Annotated in this window: 17 protein-coding genes and 1 tRNA gene; all 18 read right to left on the minus strand. The window is 59.1% G+C overall.

Annotated elements, in window-relative coordinates:
* A partial coding sequence (locus CSE6_RS26050) for a VCBS domain-containing protein (RefSeq protein ID WP_202967601.1) occupies positions 1-276 on the minus strand: 276 nt, incomplete at its 3' end.
* Positions 264-1,451: a retention module-containing protein gene (locus tag CSE6_RS09380; RefSeq protein ID WP_059440397.1), complete on the minus strand. Its 1,188-nt coding sequence runs from the start codon at positions 1,449-1,451 to the stop codon at positions 264-266. The genes CSE6_RS26050 and CSE6_RS09380, both read right to left, overlap by 13 nt.
* A 257-nt stretch (positions 1,452-1,708) precedes the next feature.
* Positions 1,709-2,347, minus strand: coding sequence for a DNA-binding response regulator (locus CSE6_RS09385; RefSeq protein ID WP_045840509.1), 639 nt, complete (start codon positions 2,345-2,347; stop codon positions 1,709-1,711).
* A 33-nt stretch (positions 2,348-2,380) separates the two neighbouring features.
* The gene (locus CSE6_RS09390; protein WP_059440398.1) at positions 2,381-3,793 is read right to left on the minus strand and encodes an HlyD family type I secretion periplasmic adaptor subunit; all 1,413 of its coding nucleotides are present in this window, start codon (positions 3,791-3,793) and stop codon (positions 2,381-2,383) included.
* Positions 3,790-5,928 (minus strand): type I secretion system permease/ATPase, encoded by a 2,139-nt coding sequence (locus CSE6_RS09395; RefSeq protein WP_052057675.1) that lies wholly within the window; start codon positions 5,926-5,928, stop codon positions 3,790-3,792. Before CSE6_RS09395 ends, CSE6_RS09390 begins: the two co-directional genes overlap by 4 nt.
* 182 nt (positions 5,929-6,110) lie before the next feature.
* Positions 6,111-6,356 carry a hypothetical protein gene (locus CSE6_RS09400; RefSeq protein ID WP_003069983.1) on the minus strand — a complete coding sequence of 82 codons (246 nt, stop codon included), beginning with the start codon at positions 6,354-6,356 and terminating at the stop codon, positions 6,111-6,113.
* Between the two features lie 38 nt (positions 6,357-6,394).
* Positions 6,395-7,906 carry a TolC family outer membrane protein gene (locus CSE6_RS09405; protein ID WP_059440399.1) on the minus strand — a complete coding sequence of 504 codons (1,512 nt, stop codon included), beginning with the start codon at positions 7,904-7,906 and terminating at the stop codon, positions 6,395-6,397.
* Between the two features lie 41 nt (positions 7,907-7,947).
* Entirely contained in the window at positions 7,948-8,523 is a 576-nt protein-coding gene (locus CSE6_RS09410; RefSeq protein WP_152668555.1) for a hypothetical protein, read from the minus strand.
* Between the two features lie 190 nt (positions 8,524-8,713).
* Positions 8,714-8,790, minus strand: a tRNA-Pro gene (locus CSE6_RS09415).
* 30 nt (positions 8,791-8,820) lie between these two features.
* A complete protein-coding gene (locus CSE6_RS09420) occupies positions 8,821-9,270 on the minus strand; it encodes a MerR family transcriptional regulator (RefSeq protein ID WP_034358893.1) in 450 nt (149 codons plus the stop codon).
* 241 nt (positions 9,271-9,511) lie between these two features.
* The gene (locus CSE6_RS09425; protein ID WP_012838976.1) at positions 9,512-9,838 is read right to left on the minus strand and encodes an integration host factor subunit alpha; all 327 of its coding nucleotides are present in this window, start codon (positions 9,836-9,838) and stop codon (positions 9,512-9,514) included.
* A gap of 28 nt (positions 9,839-9,866) precedes the next feature.
* Entirely contained in the window at positions 9,867-12,320 is a 2,454-nt protein-coding gene (gene pheT / locus CSE6_RS09430; protein ID WP_059440400.1) for a phenylalanine--tRNA ligase subunit beta, read from the minus strand.
* 165 nt (positions 12,321-12,485) lie between these two features.
* Complete coding sequence (gene pheS / locus CSE6_RS09435) at positions 12,486-13,538, minus strand: phenylalanine--tRNA ligase subunit alpha (RefSeq protein ID WP_003069975.1); 1,053 nt, start codon at positions 13,536-13,538, stop codon at positions 12,486-12,488.
* Positions 13,539-13,738: 200 nt separating this feature from the next.
* Entirely contained in the window at positions 13,739-14,098 is a 360-nt protein-coding gene (gene rplT, locus CSE6_RS09440; protein ID WP_003053572.1) for a 50S ribosomal protein L20, read from the minus strand.
* Between the two features lie 26 nt (positions 14,099-14,124).
* Positions 14,125-14,328: a 50S ribosomal protein L35 gene (gene rpmI / locus CSE6_RS09445; protein WP_003053571.1), complete on the minus strand. Its 204-nt coding sequence runs from the start codon at positions 14,326-14,328 to the stop codon at positions 14,125-14,127.
* A gap of 192 nt (positions 14,329-14,520) precedes the next feature.
* Positions 14,521-15,153, minus strand: coding sequence for a translation initiation factor IF-3 (gene infC / locus CSE6_RS09450; protein ID WP_080745935.1), 633 nt, complete (start codon positions 15,151-15,153; stop codon positions 14,521-14,523).
* Positions 15,154-15,235: 82 nt separating this feature from the next.
* Entirely contained in the window at positions 15,236-17,155 is a 1,920-nt protein-coding gene (thrS, locus tag CSE6_RS09455; protein ID WP_034396897.1) for a threonine--tRNA ligase, read from the minus strand.
* Positions 17,156-17,475: 320 nt separating this feature from the next.
* Complete coding sequence (gene aceA, locus CSE6_RS09460) at positions 17,476-18,807, minus strand: isocitrate lyase (protein ID WP_003053566.1); 1,332 nt, start codon at positions 18,805-18,807, stop codon at positions 17,476-17,478.
* Positions 18,808-18,902 lie beyond the last annotated feature (95 nt).

Consider the following 18,902-nt stretch of genomic DNA (forward strand, 5'->3'; position numbering starts at 1 on the left):
AACCGTGTAGGTCTCGACAATGGTCTGGCCGGCTTTCAGGAACTGAACTGCAGCGTTGTCGACCGAGTAGGTGTAGGTGCCATCAGCATGGATGACGATGGCGCCCAACTGGCCGCCGCTGTGCGTGCTGCCGGTGAACTTGAGGCTGCCGGTGTCGAAGGTCGACTCGCCATCGTCGGTGTCCGTGATGGTGACTGCGCCGTCCACGCTCAGCTTGCCGCCGGAGACGCCAGCGTCTTCGGTGACGGACTGCGCATCATTGGTCAGCTCCGGCACGTCATTGGTGCCGTTGATGGTGATGGTGATGGTGCTGGAGTCGCTGTGCCGCCGTGGCCGTCGTCGACGGTCACGGTGATGGTGTCGGTGACCTTCTGACCTTCGGCCAGGGCCTGGACCTTGGGATCGTCGTTGTTCAGCACATAGGTCCACTCGCCGTTCTGGTCGACCGAGAAGCTGCCGTACTGGCCCTTACCTTCGTTGCTGACGCTCCAGCTGTGGGTATCGGTGATGTCGACATCGGCCACGTCGAGCTTGCCGGTGACCACCGACACGCCGTCTTCGGCCAAAGCGCCATCGGCCTTGCCGGTGAGGGCGGGGTCGTCGTTGGTGCCAACGATGGTGACAGTCAATGTCGCAGAAGAACTGGCGCCGTCTTTATCGACCAGGGTATACGTAAAAGTTTCGACCAGGGTCTCACCCACACCCAATGCCTGCACAGCATTCAAGCTGCTATCAAGCTGATAGCTGTAGCTGCCATCGGAGTTGAGGGTAATCTTGCCGTACAGCCCTTGATCTGCGCCGACCAGAACAACTCGATGCTCTGTGAGGACCCCTTCGCCCAATTTGTCGTTGGCGAGCACATTGCCTTGCAAGGCGGATACCGCATCTTCGAAGATCACACCCGAATCAGCACTTGCCTGGGGAATGCTTGTGACAGGCTGAGGCGGCGTAACTTGATCCGTGTTGTCCGCCAAAACGCCCACCCCACTAAAAAGTGGAAGGACGGTAGTCGCTGGTACAGGACGTCCATACTCCAGCACCAGCGGCGACACTGCCTCAATGATGCTGGAAAGGCGCACAAAAGTGCTGCCACCCTCGCTGCCGCCCGACAATGTGGCCGCCGTGGGATCCAGCTCATCGAACGGATCCTGGCCGGCATTGATGGCCGCAATGATCTGGTCAATCTGCGCATTCGCGGGGCTCGCCACAGCCGCCTCTTCCACGGTGGGCGGCTGAATCAGATCCGCAGTGAGATGCACATCCTGGTTCTCGCCCACCATCAGCGGTGGCTGACCGTCCGCCTGCAACTGCACGGTGCTACCGGAAGCCGTCACTATCTCGGCGTCGGCGGGGATACGCATGCCTTCACGGAGCACCGTCAGATTGCCATCAGAACCACGCATCCAAGCCTGGCCAGTGAGTTTGGTAACGAGAACGGTTTGAGCTGCCATGAGGGTCTGCCTATCCAGTCAGATTAAAAAGTGAAGGTGCACAAAGGCACCTCTCCAATATTTCAGCTGAATGGTAGAAGCCAAGACCCCACAGCACTATTGGCGCCAAAGCCAATCGGGATCTGTTTTATTCGATCTCTGCTGCTGTAAATCAAAAAAGCCTGAAGCCTGCATATTGCAGGCTTCAGGCTTTTCAGCAACAGGCACTCCAGAGGAAAGAGGTGACTATGTATTCATCAGTAACCCAAAAATCAGGTTCAAGCCAGTTGCTTGCGCCCGATACCGTGGACCTTCAGGGTCAGCGCCAGCCGATCCTGTACCTGCAGCTTTTCAAAAACCGCAGACAGATGGGCGCGCACGGTACGTTCGCTGATGGACATGCGTTCGGCGATCTCCGCATTGCTGTCACCCAGCGATGCATAGCGGGCAACCTCCTGCTCTCGTGCAGACAATGGTTCGGCCCAGTCCGACTCATACTCAGGCAGACGGGCATCCACATCGCGCAACAAGCGCTGCAACAGAGAACGTCCAAGCCAGATGTTGCCGCCGGCCATGCTTTGCAGCATCCGTGCCAGCACCTCCGGGCTCGATTGCGCATGGGCGTAGCCCGATGCTCCGCGGGACAGCAGGTTTCGACCCTCCTCATCGCTGGGGCGGTTGCTGAGAACCAGAACCTGAAGATCCTTCAGCAGCTCAATCCAGCGGGCCGCAGTCGACTCGGGCAAGGATGGCAGGGCTGCATCCAGCACCACCACGGTACGACCTTGCTGCTTCCAACGTTGCAAATCGGCCAGGCTCTGGCCGCGCGCAGGCATCCACTGAGGGCCTGCGATCTGCTGCCATTCCTGCCACAGCGTGGCATCCTGAGTCAGCATCAATACAGGCAAGGCATTCATAGAGTTCCTTTGTAATTGTTGGCGATCCATGAACTAACGTTCGATCAATGCATTGGACTTGGCACGCAGAATCGGCTTGAGCAGATACTGCATCAAGGTGCGCTTGCCCGTGAGGATATGCACCTCGGCCTGCATACCGGGAATGATGGGGCGCGAGTCATCGCCCACGTGAGCCTTCTCCGTGCGCACCTTCACGACATAAAAGGAGTTCCCCTTTTCGTCGGTAACGGTGTTGGCACCGATCTGCTCCAGCTTCCCCTGCAGGCCTCCATAGATGGCAAAGTCATAGGCCGTGAACTTCACTTCGGCCTGCTGACCAAAATGCAGGAAGCCGATATCGCGTGGATTGATCTGCACTTCCATCAACAAGGTGTCATCCAGCGGCACGATGTCCAGGATGTCCTTGCCCGGCTGCACAACACCGCCGACGGTATTCGCCATCAAGGTGTTGACCGTGCCGCGCACGGGCGAGCGCACTTCGGCCAGCTTGACGCGATCCTCCAGCGCCACCTTGCCTTGCTCCAGGGTGCCCAGTTTGGCCTGGGTTTCCGAGAGCTCGGAGCGAGACTGATTGCGCATATTCAGCTCCGACTCCTGAATCTTGCGCTCCGCCTCCTGAATCGCAGCCTGAATGCGCCCGAACTGCGCACCGGCCGCCTTGGCCTCGCCACAGAAGCGAGCCACATCACGTTGCAGGCGCAGCAAATCCACTTCGGACACTGCTCCACTCTTGAGCAAGGGGCGAGTCACCGAAAGCTCTTCGGACGTCAAGCTGCAACTGGAGGAAGCCTGGTCACGGTTGGCCTGGGTTTCGCGCAGCTCCTGCTGACGTTGGCGCAACTGGTCACGCGCAATATTGACGTTGGTATTGAGCTCCTGGGAGCGGCTCTCCCACATGCGCCGCTCCATCTCCACCAACTGAGGCGCCAGAGCCTGCACATCTTCCGGAGCCTTGAAAGGCTCGCCCGATGCCAGGGCCTGAAGACGCGCGGCCTTGGCCTTCAATGCCAGAAGTTCGGCCTTGTTCTCGCCCAGGGACGAACTGTAGCGCGTTGGATCGATGCGCAAGATGACCTGACCCTGCTCCACATGCTCGCCGGGGTGCACCAGAATTTCCTTGACGATGCCGCCATCCAGGCTCTGCACCACCTGAACCTGACGCGAAGGAACCACCTTGCCCTGGCCTCGCACCACTTCATCAATGCGACCCAGGCAAGCCCATAGCAGCAGAACCACCACGGTGACCAGAGATACCCATATCAACAGACGCGAACCACGCGCCTGCTGCTGCCCTGCAGCCCACTGCGCATCGGCCTTGAGGTCATCCGGCTGATGCGTTCCGACAACCTCGCTGCCGTCAAGCAGCCATCGCTCCAGTCGCGTCCAGCGCGTCTTGAGCGCATCCTTGAAGCGCGACGGCTTTTTTTGGGGTTTGGACTCGCTCATGCTCGCCCTCCTACTCCACCAATCCGCCCCTGCTTCAGGGCTTCGATCACCTGATCCTTGGCTCCATCGGCAACAATTCTGCCGCCGTCAATCACGATCAGCCGGTCAACCAAGGTCAACAAGGCCGTGCGATGAGTGACCAGCAAAATGGTCTTGCCCTGGGAGGCCTCTTCCAGACGACGTTTGAGTTGTGCCTCGCTCTGGTTGTCCAGATTGCTGCTAGGCTCGTCCAGCAGCAATATGGCCGGGTCGTTGATCAGGGCACGAGCGACAGCAATGGATTGGCGCTGGCCGCCAGAAAGTGACTCGCCCCGCTCGCCAACCAACATGTCGTAGCCCTTGGGATTGCGCGCCGCGAAATCATCCACACCCGCAATGCGTGCCGCATGCAGCATGTCTGTCTCATCCGCGAATGGCGCACCCACCAGCAGGTTGTGCTTCAAGCTGCCATAGAACAGCATCGGGTCCTGCGGCACATGCCCGATGGCCCGACGCAGATCCACCGGGTCTATCTGACGGGCATCCATACCATCGATCAGAACCGAGCCTTCACTGGGCTGATACAGACCCAGGACCAGCTTTTCAAGCGTGGTCTTGCCCGAGCCGATACGCCCAATGATGCCAACCCGTTCGCCGGGTCGGAGCGAAAAGCTCACTCCCGAAAGACTGGCCTGCTCGCTTCCCGGATAGCTGAAGCTGACATTGCGAAACTCGATGGCGCCACGCAGATCCGGACGTGAGACGAATTCGCGCTCAGCTTCGTGCTCGACCGGCATCTTCATATAGTTGTCAATGGAATTGAGCGAGGTGCGCGCATTGTGAAACTGCATCATCAGCCCCGCCACCTGACCAAAGGGTGCCAGACAACGCCCTGCAATCATGGAGGCTGCAATGATGCCGCCCATGGAAAGCGACGCATCCTGCACCTGATACACGCCGATGACGACCACGGCTATGGTGACCAGTTGCTGCAAGGTCTGAACGAAGTTCACCGTACCGGACGAGATGAACTTGATCTTGCCCCCCATGTAGGCAATGTACTGAGTGGAGCTCTCCCACAGACGCTGCACTCCGCTTTGGGCATTGAGCGTCTTGACCGCCTCCAGATTGGTCAGCGACTCCACGAGCAGCGCGTTGCGCTGAGACGAAGCCTGAAAGGTCTTGAGCGTCAGACTCTCCATGCGTGCCTGGGCCCAGAAGGAAACCAGCAAGATCGCGGCAATCGCCACCACAGGCGGAATCAGCATCCAGGGCGAAACCCATGCAATCGCCACCAGAAACAGAAGCACAAAAGGCAGATCCACCAAGGTCGTGAGACTTGCAGACGCAATGAAATCACGAACCGACTCAAACGAGCGCAGATTGGCCGCAAACGAACCGACGGATGCGGGTCGGCTCTCCATGCGCAAGTCCAGAACGCGCTCCATGATCTGCGCGGACAACTGCACATCCACACGCTTGCTCGCAGCATCCACAACATAGGCACGCGTCGTCGTCAGCACAAAGTTGAAGATCAGCACCAAAGAAATGCCGATAGCCAACACCCACAATGTTTCCACCGCGTTGTTGGGCACCACCCGGTCATACACGTTCATGCTGAACAAGGGCATTGCCAGTGCGAAGACATTGATGAGTACGGCTGCCAGCAAGGCATCGCGGTACAGGCGCCGATTCTCCAGGATCACCGCCCAGAACCAGTGACTGCTGCGAGGCTCCATGCCTTGCTGCACGGAGCGCGGCTCGAAGCGGAACTGCGGACGCACAAAGCACATCAGCCCCGCGTAGTCCTGCAGCAAAGCCTGGGCCTCTACCTCGACCGGACTCTCCGACTCCGGATACTGCAACAGGAAGCGACCGCTCTCCAGCGCTCTGAGCAACAGACAGGCACGGTCTCCATGGAGAATCAGAATTGCCGGCAGCAAGCCCTGAGGAACATCGTCAAGACCGCGCTGCACGATACGCGTGCTGAACTGCGCGCGAGCCGCAGCCCGAGCCAGCAATGAAGGCGTCAGGCGCTGATCCACCAACGGCAGACCATTGCTCAGTGCCTGCGCGGTGTAGGGCTTGCCATGCAGGTTGGTGAGCTGCACCAGGCAATCCAGCAAGGGATCCGCATGGGTCTCATGGGCCGGCATGCGCCAGTCCCCCGCCGGTGCATGCGCCGAGCTTCGCGCCCCCAGAAAGGCCGGGCCGGCCTGCTCCGCCGCTGCCGCGGCATCCGGCAAAGAACCTTGCCCGGCCTTCTGAGTCGCATCCGTACCGTTGCTCGATGCCAATGAAGGCTCAAAGTCTGGTCTGGTCATCTTCAACAATCAACCTATAAAAGCTCTTCGTCATCATCAATCAAGTCCAGCGAATTACGCATACGCTGGCGCGCCTGCTTGCGCTGGTTCAGCTTCTCCAGCGCCTGCGGCGGAAGATCCGTCAAGCGCAAAGCCCCATTGGCAAGCAAGGCGTCAATCAAGTCCTCGAGAACGCGGATGAAATCCGCATCCAGTGCCGACAATTCCTGCCGGGAGGACTGCTCCGACGGTGGTGAATCGCTTTTATCCATCTTGTTCATCAACTCCCACTAAAAGCTGCGCCAGGCGCCACCAGCTATCACTGACGGCCCGCTGCACCAGATGCCGGGGCTTGGGCTGGAGCCCCCAGATCAACCGCTGCGCTGGCAGGCACAGGCGTCAGATTGCTGGTGTCCGGCACCGAGGATTTGCAGCTACGCAGCAGATCATCCGGCAAGTTCAGCGCCTGCTGCTCATCCGGGCGGCTGTCGTCATGCGGCTGCGCGAGCCCCAGCACAGGCAGAATCTGGCTGGACAAAGTCAGCCACTGGTACTCGGCCTTTTTCAGGTCATATTGAGCGTTGACCAGAGCGCGCTGGGCATCGAACAGCTCGTTTTCCGTATTGAGCAGATCCAGCAGCGAACGCTGACCGATCTTGAATTGCTGCTGATACGCCACGCGGACCTTGGCCGTGGAAAGAACATGCTCACGCAGGAACGGCGTTTGCTGACGCAGGCGGGCCATGTTGTTCCAGGTAATCGACAGCTCCTGCTGGATGTTGCGGCAGGTGTAATCGCGCACATCCTGTGCGGCATAGCCCTGGGCAATCGTCTGACGCAGGCGTGCCTCGTCCGCACCACCGCGATACAGGTTGTAAGTCAGCATCAGCTGCACTCGCGAACTTTGCACATCCCAGTAGGCCGGCGAGTTCTGATCACGATCACGCCCCGTGGACGCCAGCAGCTCGAGCTTGGGCATATGCGCCCCCTTGGCAGCCTTCTGACCGGCCTCTGCCGCTTGCACCAGAGCCTGCTTGGACAATAGCAGCGGACTCGCGCGCAGCGACTCGCCGAAATCCTTGGCCACCCCGGAAGCAGGCAGCTTGGCACTCACATCGGGCACCGGGTCCAGCGTGGCCGCAGGATACTCACCCACCACGCGGCGGTAGCGCTGCAGCACATCGTTGAGGTTGTTGCTCTCGGTCATCAGATTGGTCTGCGCCAGCGACAGACGACCACTTGCCTGCTCCAGGTCAACACCGCGGCCCACGCCGGACTGCTGGCGCTCACGCAACTGCCCCAGCGTCACCTGGTGCGTGCCGAAATTCTCACGGGCCAGCTTTTCCATTTCGCGATAACGCTGCACATCCAGATAGGCGGCGACAACATCATTGGCCAAATTTTCAGTGGTGGCGCGCAGATCGTAGAACTTGGCCAGCTTCTCAAAGCCCAACTGACGGATATTGCTGCTAGTGGTGAAGCCATCAAAGATCAGCTGACGCAACTGCAGGTTCCAGCCCGGACGGCTCCAGTTCTGCGATGGAGCATCCTGGATATGGCTGCGCCACTCGCGACCGACCCAACCTTGCGCGGTGACTTGCGGACGCCAACCTCCCCGGGCCACGTTCTGACCTTCAGCGGACGAGCTGAAATCCTGAAAGCGCGCCTGCACTTCGGGATGAGTCATCAGTGCCTGCTCGACCACCTTTTGCAGTGCAACACCCTGCTCGTTGGCTTGTTGCGCATTCATGGTCGTCTGGGCCATACCCCCCATGGCCCACGAGGCCACACCCAGAGTGGCTACCACTTGTGCAATCTGACTGAATTTCATTGTTATCCCTCTTGTTTGACTCCGACCGGGCAATGCGATGCCTAGCTCGCCAACAAATTGGCGAGAGCAATCGGTGCGACTTCTACAAATCGTTCCCGCGGAAGCTGGTTGTTAATGTGGATCGGCTCGCTGCTGCCCGAAAAGGCATTGCATACGGCCTCAGAACTCGCAAAATGGAATTCTGTAACTCTCGTGCTCACAGCCTTTGGCGTCATGCCAGTACCGCACAGGAGACTGACGGTCAGGTCAAGCTTGTTGCCTGATCGACAAAACTCACTATTTTTGCTTGACGAGCCACCACTCAGCAGTGGTACAGGGATGACATCGCCAACCCCTTGACCAAACAAATAGCGCGGACAGGCTGTGGAGCGTCTATCGGCTAGACACAGCGCATTTGGAGATGTTCCTTTCCACGATAGCAAGGCGGAGCCTCCGGTTTCCGGCCGGTGTTCTTGACGCATAACCCTGCATGCGAAGCCGTGCGTTGATGGCAGATCTCCTGGCAACACCATCAAACAAATGGATTCAATTGCAAATCTAGCACAAGGCATGCAATGATTTGTTTCAAAAAACCACTCAACCAACCGAACTTCGATTTTCTTGCCGGGAATTGGCAATTCTTTTCATTCCTTCTTTATATCAAAGAAATTAAGAATCAATACCGCTTCCAGCACCGCAACCATAGCGGCGCAGGCGTTGCAAAGTGAAATCAGCCCACATCCAAAGTCGTAATCGAACAATTGACAATGAATTGATCCGAAATAGAAAAAGGGCTTCTGACTGAACAGTCAGAAGCCCTTGTCTAATTGGTCGGAATGGCGGGATTCGAACTCGCGACCCCTTGCACCCCATGCAAGTGCGCTACCAGGCTGCGCTACATTCCGAAGACTTGAATTATACACAGAAATTCGACATCAAAGAGAAAGCAGCGCCCTGATCTGCAAAAGCTCCTCTTTGACCTCCTCCATGCCCATTGCACCGGCAGGCTCCGAGCGGCCCTGCTCCAGCATTGCAGCCAACAGATGGCTTTGCGCCAGCTCTTCCCCCTGCAGGGGCAGGTCCGGATGCACAAGCACCGGCAGCTGCTCGACGGCCTTGCCGTGACCCGTCACCAGTTCGCGCAGACGATTTCGTGCGCCGCTGATGGTGAAGCCCTGCTCGTAAAGCAGCTCGCGAATGCGACGCACCATCAACACCTCATGATGCTGGTAGTAGCGGCGGTTGCCACGACGCTTCATGGGCTTGAGCTGCACAAACTCCTGCTCCCAGTAACGCAGCACATGAGGCTTGACGTCGCAAAGATCCGCGACCTCACCGATGGTGAAATAGCGCTTGGCGGGAATTGCTGGCAAAGAAGAAGCCATGGCTGGTTGCAAGCGGTCAGTGAAGGGATGGGTGAAAGATATGCAATCACGACTTGCGCAAATTCGGGTCAGGCACGGTGTTTTGTCGTTAGAAATGCCCGCCATGCATTCCTGTTTGCACAAGTCCTAGCAATATAGCGCGAAGAGCTGACAGGACCTTGCACCGCTCGCGACGCAAAACTGTCAGCTCCTCAGTCACCGATGCCTAGCCTGTCCGCGCATCAGTGGATTTACCAATCGCTTATGACCCCGAGCCTTCGCCCTGGATCAGTTCCTTGAGCTTGCTGCTGGCATGGAAGGTCACCACGCGGCGCGCAGCGATGGGAATCAGCTCACCGGTGCGCGGGTTGCGACCGGGCCGCGGTGCCTTGGTTCGAATCTGGAAGTTGCCAAAGCCCGAAAGCTTGACGTCTTCGCCCTCCACCAGCTTTTGCGAGATCAGGTCGAAAAACGCATCCACCATGTCCTTGGCTTCGCGCTTGTTCAAACCGATTTCGTCAAACAGCAGATCGGCCAGCTGCGCCTTGGTCAACGCGGGGCTGTCGATGCTCTCTACGGCAAGCTCCATGGGTCGATCTCCTTGTGGATTGAACATATCAACGCAGGCGAGCCGCAACGCGTTCAACCAGAGCCGCAATGGTGCCCTGCATGGCGGCATCGATTTCCGCATCGGTCAGCGACGCGGTGTCGCTGCCCAGCGTCAGACGCACGGCCAGGCTCTTCTCGTCCTGAACCAGGCTGCCCGGCGCCGCTTCCTCGCCAGCCTTGAGCTTCTTGGGACGGAATACGTCGAAGAGCACGGCCGAGCGCAGAATGCCGCCCTGCACGCCTTGCTGCACGGCTTCCATCACCTGGGCGTGAGTCACGGCTTCCTTGACGACCACGGCAATGTCGCGCTCCACGGCCTGGTGCTTGGCCACGGACTTGAACACGGGGACCTCACGGGCCAGCACGGCATCGAGTTCCAGCTCGAACATCACGGGAGCCTGGGCCAGATCCCATTCCTGGCGCCATTGGGGATGCAGCTCGCCGACAAAACCGATGGCCTTGCCGTCCAGCAGCACGCGCGCGCAGCGGCCGGGGTGCATGGCCGGATGCTCGGCAGGCTCGAACACGGGCTTGGCCGGGGCCAGCAGTGCTTCCACATCGCCCTTGACGTCGTAGAAGTCGACCTTGACCTCTGCCCTGCCCCACTGCAGCTGGTCGGCAGCGCCGTAGGCGAGACCCGCCACGCGCATAGGCTGATAAAAGCCCTTGACGGTGGTGTCGGAGTCGACCACGGACTCGTCCTTGAAGAACACGCGACCCAGCTCGAACACACGCACGCGCTGAGCCTTGCGGTCCACGTTGAACTTGAGCACCTGCAGCAGCGAGCCCAGCAGCGACGAGCGCATCACGCTCAGATGGCTGGCAATGGGGTTGAGCAGCTTGATGGCGTTATTGTTGCCAGCCAGCTCCTGCTCCCACTTTTCTTCGACAAAGCTGAAGTTGATGGTTTCCTGGTAGCCCAGGCCCGCCAGCTCGTGGCGCACGGCGTAGGGGCTGCGCTCGTTCTCGGCGCGCAGCTTGGGCGAGATCGGGGCCAGCGGCTTGGTGGTCGGCAGGTTTTCGTAGCCGATCATGCGTGCCACTTCTTCGATCAGATCTTCTTCCAGATTGATGTCGAAGCGGAAGGTGGGAGCGGTGACGCTGATCACGCCTTCGCTGGCCACGGTGGCCGGCAGACCCAGGCCGTTCAAGGCATCCAGGCATTGCTGCTGCGTCACGGCCATGCCGATGACCTTGGCCGCACGCGCCACGCGCAGTTGCACGGCCTTGGAGGCAGGCATATTGGGCTTTTGGTCGTCCATGGCACCGACTTGCGTCTCTGGCGTGCCACAGATTTCCAGCACCAGCGCGGTGATGCGCTCGATGTGCTCGGTGGTGAACTCGGGGTCTACGCCGCGCTCGAAGCGGTGGCCGGCATCGGTCGAGAAGTTGAAGTGGCGCGAACGGCCGGCCACGGCCTTGGGGAACCAGAACGCAGCTTCGATGTAGATGTTCCTGGTGTCGTCGGACACGGCCGTGGCGTCGCCGCCCATGATGCCGGCCAGGGACTCGACCTGCTTGTCATCGGCAATCACGCCGACCTTGAGGAAATCGTCGATCTTGATGGTGTTGCCATTGAGCAGCTTGAGCGTTTCGCCCTCCTTGCCCCAGCGCACATTCAGGCCGCCGCTGATCTTGTCCAGATCGAAGATATGGCTGGGACGGCCCAGCTCGAACATCACATAGTTGGAGATGTCCACCAGCGGGCTGACCGAGCGCTGGCCGCAACGGGCCAGGCGATCCACCATCCACTGGGGCGTCTTCACCCGCGTGTTGACATTGCGCACGATACGGCCAGAGAAGCGGCCGCACAGATCGGTGGCTTCAATCTTGACGGGCAGCTTGTCTTGCAAGGCCACGGCCGCAGCGGGGAAGGACAGGGCTTTGAGTGGCGTGCCGGTCAGCGCAGACAGCTCGCGCGCCACGCCATAGACGCTCAGGCAGTGCGCCAGATTGGGCGTGAGCTTGAGCGTGAACAGCGTGTCGTCCAGATTCAGGTACTCGCGCACGTTCTGGCCCAGGGGCGCATCGGCGGGGAACTCCAGCAGGCCGCTGGCGTCTTCGTCGATGCCCAGCTCCTTGGCCGAGCACAGCATGCCAAAGCTCTGCACGCCGCGCAGCTTGCCGATCTTGATCTTGAAGGGCTTGCCATCGGCACCGGGCGGCAGCTCGGCGCCCACGGTGGCGCAGGGAATGCGGATGCCCACGCGCGCATTGGGCGCGCCGCAGACGATGTTCAGCAGCTCGGGGCCGCCCACATCGACCTGGCAGATGCGCAGACGGTCGGCGTCGGGGTGCTGCACGGCTTCCTTGATTTCACCGACCACGATGCCGGTGAAGGGAGGCGCCACAGGATCCAGCTCTTCCACTTCCAGACCGGCCATGGTCAGGGTATCGGCCAGCTGCTGGGTGGTCAGGTTGGGGTTGCAGTATTCGCGCAACCAGGATTCAGGAAATTGCATAGTCAGACTCTTTGGCGTTCATGCCAGTCGCACCGCAAGCGGTCTGCCACTGGCTGGGCATGCGTATCTCAAAAAGATGAGCTATTAGCGCTCGGCATATAAGGATTTCAGCATCAAAACTATCTGAAATCGTTTCAGAGCATTCGCTAGCAGCTCACTTTTCAATTACTGAAACTGCGACAGAAAACGGATGTCGCCGTCGAAGAACAGGCGCAGGTCGTTCACGCCATAACGCAGCATGGTCAGGCGATCGGGGCCCATGCCAAAGGCAAAGCCGATGTATTTTTCGGGGTCCAGCCCCATGTTGCGCACCACATTGGGGTGCACCTGGCCGGAGCCCGCCACTTCCAGCCACTTGCCGGCCAGCGGGCCGCTCTGGAACTGGATGTCGATTTCGGCCGACGGCTCGGTGAACGGGAAGAAGCTGGGGCGAAAGCGCAGCACCAGGTCATCCTGCTCGAAGAAAGTCTTGCAGAAGTCGGTGAACACCACCTTCAGGTCCTTGAAGCTCACGTTCTCGCCGATCCAAAGGCCTTCGCACTGGTGGAACATGGGCGAGTGGGTGGCATCCGAGTCCACACGATAAGTGCGGCCGGGGGCAATCACGCGGATCTCGGGCATGGTCTGGCCGGCATCGAGCGCGTTGCGGTAATTCTTCACATGCTGCACGGCATGGCGCACCTGCATGGGGCTGGTGTGCGTGCGCAGCAGATTGGGCGCGTGCTGGGTGCCGCCTTCGACATAGAAGGTGTCGTGCATGGAGCGCGCGGGATGATCTTCAGGCGTGTTCAGCGCCGTGAAGTTGAACCAGTCGGATTCGATCTCGGGGCCCTGGGCCACATCAAAGCCCATGGAGCCGAAGATGCCCTCGATACGCTCCATGGTGATGGAGACAGGGTGCAGCCCTCCCGCGCCACGACGGCGACCGGGCAGAGTCACATCCAGCACCTCGGCCTTCAGATGGGCCTGCAGCTCGGCGTCTGCCAAAGCCTTGCGACGGGCGGTCAAGGCCGCTTCGATCGCCTGCTTGGCCACGTTGATGGCTGCGCCGCGCGACTTTTTCTCTTCGACGGAAAGCTGCGCCATGCCCTTCATGAGCTCGGTCATCTTGCCCGACTTGCCCAGAAACTGCGCCTTGGCATTTTCCAGATCAGCGGGGGTGTGGGCTTGCGCAAACAGTTGCTGTGCGCTTTCGACCAGAGAATCCAACTCGTTCATATCGACTCTTTATCGACTTGTAAAAATAAACAAGGGCTAGTGCCTTTTCAAGCCCTAGCCCTTGCTGTTTGTGCATCAGCAGCTACTGAACAAGACACGACTTCTGCAATCAAGTTCAAGCAAGATGCTCGCCCATCGGCAAATGCCTGTGGGGATCCTTGTCTGCAAAAGTCCTACAAGAGTAACTACCGATCGTGACCTCAGGCAGCCAGCTTGGCCTTGACTTGGTCGACGATAGCTGCAAAAGCAGCCTTGTCGTGCACGGCGATATCGGCCAGCATCTTGCGGTCGATTTCGATGGCAGCCTTCTTCAGGCCGTTGGCGAATTGGCTGTAAGTCAGACCCAGTTCACGTGCAGCAGCGTTGATACGAGCGATCCACAGCTGACGGAACACGCGCTTCTTGGTACGACGGTCACGGTAGGCATATTGACCAGCCTTCATGACCGCTTGCTTGGCAACGCGGAAGACGTTACCACGGCGACCGCGGAAACCCTTGGCCAGATTCAGAACTTTTTTGTGACGGGCGCGAGCCGTTACACCACGTTTGACGCGAGGCATGTGTTTTCTCCTAGTTCGTCAGTGAATTACAGGCCTGCGGAAGGCAACATCTTTGCGATGGAGCCCATATCGCCGGAATGCACGTTGACAATGCCACGCAGGTGACGCTTGTTCTTCGTGGTCTTCTTGGTCAAGATGTGACGCTTGAAGGCTTGACCGCGCTTGACGGTACCACCGGGACGAACGCGAAAACGCTTCTTCGCGCTGCTCTTGGTCTTCATTTTGGGCATGTGAATGCTCCTATTGAATTTGTGCTCGCAAGGCGGTGTGCAACCCGCACACACTTCGCTGGCCTCCGAGGCACTTGTTTGTCAGTCCGGCCAGGCCGGGCTGACTCTTGCAGGCAAGCCTGCAAATTCTTTATCTGCCGCACAAAACAAAAGTGGGCCAAGCCCACTTTTGCCGACAAGGCAAAACCGCAATTATGCCTTATCTGCAGCCTCAGGTGCAGCTGCGGCGCCATCAGCCTGTGGTTTTGCAGCACCAGCAGGCTTCTTGCCGCCTGCACGAGCCGGCGCAACCATCATGATCATCTGACGGCCTTCCAGCTTGGGGAACTGCTCCACCTGGATGGAATCGGCCAGATCGTCACGCAGACGGTTGAGCAGATTCAGACCCAGCTGCTGGTGCGTGATTTCACGACCGCGGAAACGCAGCGTGATCTTGCACTTGTCGCCATCCGCCAGAAAACGGCGGATATTGCGCAGCTTGATGTTGTAGTCACCATCATCCGTACCAGGGCGGAACTTCACTTCCTTGATTTCGATGACGGTCTGCTTGGCCTTGGCTTCAGCAGCCTTCTTCTGTTCCTGGTACTTGAACTTGCCGTAATCCATCAGACGGCAGACCGGAGGAGATGCGTTGGCCGCAATCTCCACCAGATCGACATCCAGCTCGCCGGCCATACGCAGCGCTTCTTGCAGCGGCACGATGCCCAGAGGCTCGTTGTCGGGACCAGACAGACGCACTTCAGGCGCCATGATTTCTCGGTTCAGTCGATGCTTGCGCTCTTCACGGTGGCGCCGATCGCGAAATTCAGTAGCTATGGTTTTCACCCTTGGATTGAAATGGCTACAACAGCGTAGCCGGCTAGCGTGCCTTGCACGCTGACCGGCCCGCCACAAAAATTAATCTGCTTCAGGCCTTGGCCGCGATGTCCTTGGCGAGCAATTCAATGAATGCATCAACCGACATCACTCCGAGGTCTTTGTTACCCCGGGCGCGCACTGCAACCGCACCAGCAGCCTTCTCCTTGTCGCCTGCGACAAGGATGTAGGGCAGCTTCTGCATGGAATGCTCGCGTATTTTATACGTAATCTTTTCATTGCGCAGATCTGTCACCACTCTAAGGCTTTGATTCGGCAATGCTTTTTGCAGCTTCTGCGCAACTTCCTGCGCATAGTCGGCCTGAGCGTCCGTGATATTGAGCACGGCAGCCTGCACCGGAGCCAGCCAGGCAGGCAGCGCGCCCGAGTGATGCTCAACCAAAATGCCGATGAAACGCTCGAGCGAACCCAGAATCGCGCGGTGCAGCATGATGGGTCGATGGCGCTCGCCATCCTCGCCCACGAATTCCGCATCGAGACGCTCGGGCATGTTCGGGTCCACCTGGATGGTGCCGCACTGCCATTCGCGACCCAGTGCATCCTTCAGGGTGTATTCGATCTTTGGCCCGTAGAAAGCACCCTCGCCCGGCAGATACTCGAACTCGCAACCCGATGCGCGCAGACCTTCGGCCAGCGCGTTCTCGGCCTTGTCCCAGGCTTCATCGGTGCCGATGCGCTTTTCGGGGCGAGTGGACAGACGGTACAGGATGTTGGTGAAGCCGAAGTCGGCATACACCTTCTGCAGCAGCGAGGTGAAAGCCGTCACCTCGGCCTGGATCTGGTCTTCGGTACAGAAGATGTGACCATCGTCCTGTGTGAAGGCACGCACGCGCATGATGCCGTGCAGCGAACCCGTGGGCTCGTTGCGATGGCAGTTGCCGAACTCGCCAAAGCGCAGAGGCAGATCGCGATAGCTCTTGATGCCTTGCTTGAAGATGATGATGTGGCCCGGGCAGTTCATGGGCTTGAGGGCATATTCACGCTTTTCCGAATCGGTGGTGAACATGTTTTCGCGGTACTTGTCCCAGTGGCCGGTCTTCTCCCACAGGCCCTTGTCCAGAATCTGCGGAGCCTTGACTTCCTGGTAGCCGTTGTCCTGATAGACGCGGCGCATGTACTGTTCGACCTGCTGCCAGACCGCCCAGCCCTTGGGGTGCCAGAACACGGTGCCGGGCGAGTGTTCGTCGATGTGGAACAGATCGAGTTCGCGCCCAAGCTTGCGATGGTCGCGCTTTTCGGCTTCTTCCAACCTGAACAGATAGTCCTTGAGCTCGTCCTTGGTTGCCCAAGCGGTACCGTAGATGCGCTGCAGCATCTCGTTGCGGTGGTCGCCACGCCAGTAGGCGCCGGCCACCTTCATCAGCTTGAAGTGCTTGAGCTTGCCGGTGCTGGGCACGTGAGGGCCACGGCACAGGTCTTCGAAGGCACCTTCACGGTACAGGCTCACATCCTCGTTGCTGGGGATAGAGGCAATGATCTCTGCCTTGTAGGCTTCGCCGATGCCCTTGAAGTACTGCACGGCCTCGTCGCGCGGCAGCACGCGGCGCACCACCTGCTCGTCCTTGTTGGCCAGCTCGGTCATCTTCTTTTCGATGGCGGCCAGATCTTCGGGAGTGAAGGGGCGCTTGTAAGAAAAGTCGTAGTAGAAGCCGTTTTCGATCACGGGACCGATGGTGACCTGCGCATCGGGAAACAGCTCCTTGACGGCATAGGCCAGCAAGTGAGCGGTGGAGTGGCGGATCACCTCCAGACCGTCGGCATCCTTGGCGGTGATGATGGACAGCGGCGAATCCTGCTCGATCACAAAGCTGGTGTCCACGACCTTGCCGTTGATCTTGCCGGCCAATGCGGCCTTGGCCAGGCCGGAGCCAATCGAAGCAGCGACTTCGGCAACCGAAACCGGGCCCGAGTATTCGCGCTTGGAGCCATCGGGGAGCGTGATGTTGATCATAAATTCCTTGTCAAACCAAATTTGTGTGGGTGAGGGCCAGCGCCAGAGCTTTGGAGTTGCCTGAAAGCAAAAAGCGCGGAACCAGTCCGCGCTTTGATGAGGGTGTCGAGAAATCTCGGGCAGGCGCGAACCGCCAGCTGCCATCAGCAGCTGAAGTACATCTCCGATGTAGTTCGCGGTGTCATAACCGTTGATGCCTTTCTCGCCCTTGTGAATTGAAGTCGCGCCATTTTAACCCGGCAAACAAAAAAGCGCCCGAGACTTTCGCCCCGGGCGCATAACCCCTTTTTTACCTAGACAGAATCACGATTCATCGTGGCTCAATGGAACTGCTCTTCCTCGGTGGAACCGGTCAGCGCCTTGACGCTGGAAGAGCCGCCCTGGATCACGGTGGTCACGTCGTCGAAGTAGCCTGCGCCCACTTCCTGCTGGTGCGAGACAAAGGTGTAGCCCTTGTCACGTGCCGCGAATTCGGGCTCCTGGATCATTTCCACGTAGTGCTTCATGCCTTCGCCGCGAGCGTACTCGTGGGCGAACTTGAAGGTGTTGTACCAGTTGCTGTGGATGCCGGCCAGCGTGATGAACTGGAACTTGTAACCCAGTGCGGACAGGTCTTCCTGGAAGGAAGCGATCTGGCTGTCGTTGAGGTTCTTCTTCCAGTTGAACGAAGGCGAGCAGTTGTAGCTCAGCAGCTTGCCTGGGCAGGCTGCATGCACGGCCTGGGCGAATTCGCGGGCAAAGCCGATATCGGGCACACCGGTTTCGCACCACACCAGATCCGCGTAGGGAGCGTAGGCCACGCCGCGGCTGATGGATTGCTCCAGACCGTTCTTGACACGGTAGAAGCCTTCCTGAGTACGCTCGCCAGTCAGGAACGGGATGTCGTTCTCGTCATGGTTGCTGGTGATCAGGTTGGCCGCTTCGGCATCGGTACGGGCCAGCACAATGGTGGGCACGCCCATCACATCGGCTGCAAAACGGGCGGCAATCAGCTTTTCGACCGCTTCGCGAGTTGGCACCAGCACCTTGCCACCCATGTGACCGCACTTCTTGACCGCAGCCAGCTGGTCTTCGAAGTGCACGCCGGCAGCACCTGCCTGAATCATGTTCTTCATCAGCTCGAACGCGTTGAGCACGCCGCCGAAGCCGGCTTCCGCATCAGCCACGATGGGCAGGAAGTAGTCGATGAACTCCTTGTCGCCGGGGTTGATGCCCTTGCCCCATTGGATTTCATCGGCACGCTTGAAGGTGTTGTTGATGCGGCGCACCATGGTGGGCACGGAGTCATAGGCGTACAGCGACTGGTCGGGGTACATGGTCTCGGAGGTGTTGCCGTCGGCGGCTACTTGCCAGCCCGACAGGTACACGGCTTCCAGACCGGCCTTGGCCTGCTGCATGGCCTGGCCTGCGGAGATGGCACCGAAGGCGTTCACATAGCCCTTCTTCGAGCTGCCGTTGATCTTGTCCCACAGCACTTCGGCACCGCGCTGGGCCAGGGTGTACTCTGGCTGCAGGCTGCCACGCAGACGCACCACATCGGCAGCGCTGTAGCCGCGCTTGACGCTCTTCCAGCGTGGGTTCTGTGCCCAGTCTTTTTCGAGGGCTGCGATTTGCTGTTCACGGCTCAGTTGCTGAGTCAGGGATTGGGGCATGGTGCACTCCTTAGCGGTTAAAACAAGATGAATTGGTGTTCGTCCTTGGGATCTACTTTATGCCTGCAACGTTCTTCCGCAGAGTCTTATGTCTT

Source organism: Comamonas sp. E6, from assembly GCF_001010305.1.
Lineage (GTDB): Bacteria > Pseudomonadota > Gammaproteobacteria > Burkholderiales > Burkholderiaceae_C > Comamonas > Comamonas thiooxydans.

Bases quoted from the DNA above. Each gene is read 5' to 3' on its own strand.
- pheS (WP_003069975.1), bottom strand. From the start codon at position 13,538: ATGAACGAGTTGGATTCTCTGGTCGAAAGCGCACAGCAACTGTTTGCG.
- CSE6_RS09395 (WP_052057675.1), bottom strand. From the start codon at position 5,928: ATGCCGGCCCATGAGACCCATGCGGATCCCTTGCTGGATTGCCTGGTG.
- rplT (WP_003053572.1), bottom strand. From the start codon at position 14,098: ATGCCTCGCGTCAAACGTGGTGTAACGGCTCGCGCCCGTCACAAAAAA.
- thrS (WP_034396897.1), bottom strand. From the start codon at position 17,155: ATGATCAACATCACGCTCCCCGATGGCTCCAAGCGCGAATACTCGGGC.
- CSE6_RS09390 (WP_059440398.1), bottom strand. From the start codon at position 3,793: ATGAGCGAGTCCAAACCCCAAAAAAAGCCGTCGCGCTTCAAGGATGCG.
- aceA (WP_003053566.1), bottom strand. From the start codon at position 18,807: ATGCCCCAATCCCTGACTCAGCAACTGAGCCGTGAACAGCAAATCGCA.
- pheT (WP_059440400.1), bottom strand. From the start codon at position 12,320: ATGCAATTTCCTGAATCCTGGTTGCGCGAATACTGCAACCCCAACCTG.
- CSE6_RS09405 (WP_059440399.1), bottom strand. From the start codon at position 7,906: ATGAAATTCAGTCAGATTGCACAAGTGGTAGCCACTCTGGGTGTGGCC.
- CSE6_RS09385 (WP_045840509.1), bottom strand. From the start codon at position 2,347: ATGAATGCCTTGCCTGTATTGATGCTGACTCAGGATGCCACGCTGTGG.
- CSE6_RS09420 (WP_034358893.1), bottom strand. From the start codon at position 9,270: ATGGCTTCTTCTTTGCCAGCAATTCCCGCCAAGCGCTATTTCACCATC.
- rpmI (WP_003053571.1), bottom strand. From the start codon at position 14,328: ATGCCCAAAATGAAGACCAAGAGCAGCGCGAAGAAGCGTTTTCGCGTT.
- CSE6_RS09380 (WP_059440397.1), bottom strand. From the start codon at position 1,451: ATGGCAGCTCAAACCGTTCTCGTTACCAAACTCACTGGCCAGGCTTGG.
- CSE6_RS09400 (WP_003069983.1), bottom strand. From the start codon at position 6,356: ATGAACAAGATGGATAAAAGCGATTCACCACCGTCGGAGCAGTCCTCC.
- CSE6_RS09425 (WP_012838976.1), bottom strand. From the start codon at position 9,838: ATGGAGCTTGCCGTAGAGAGCATCGACAGCCCCGCGTTGACCAAGGCG.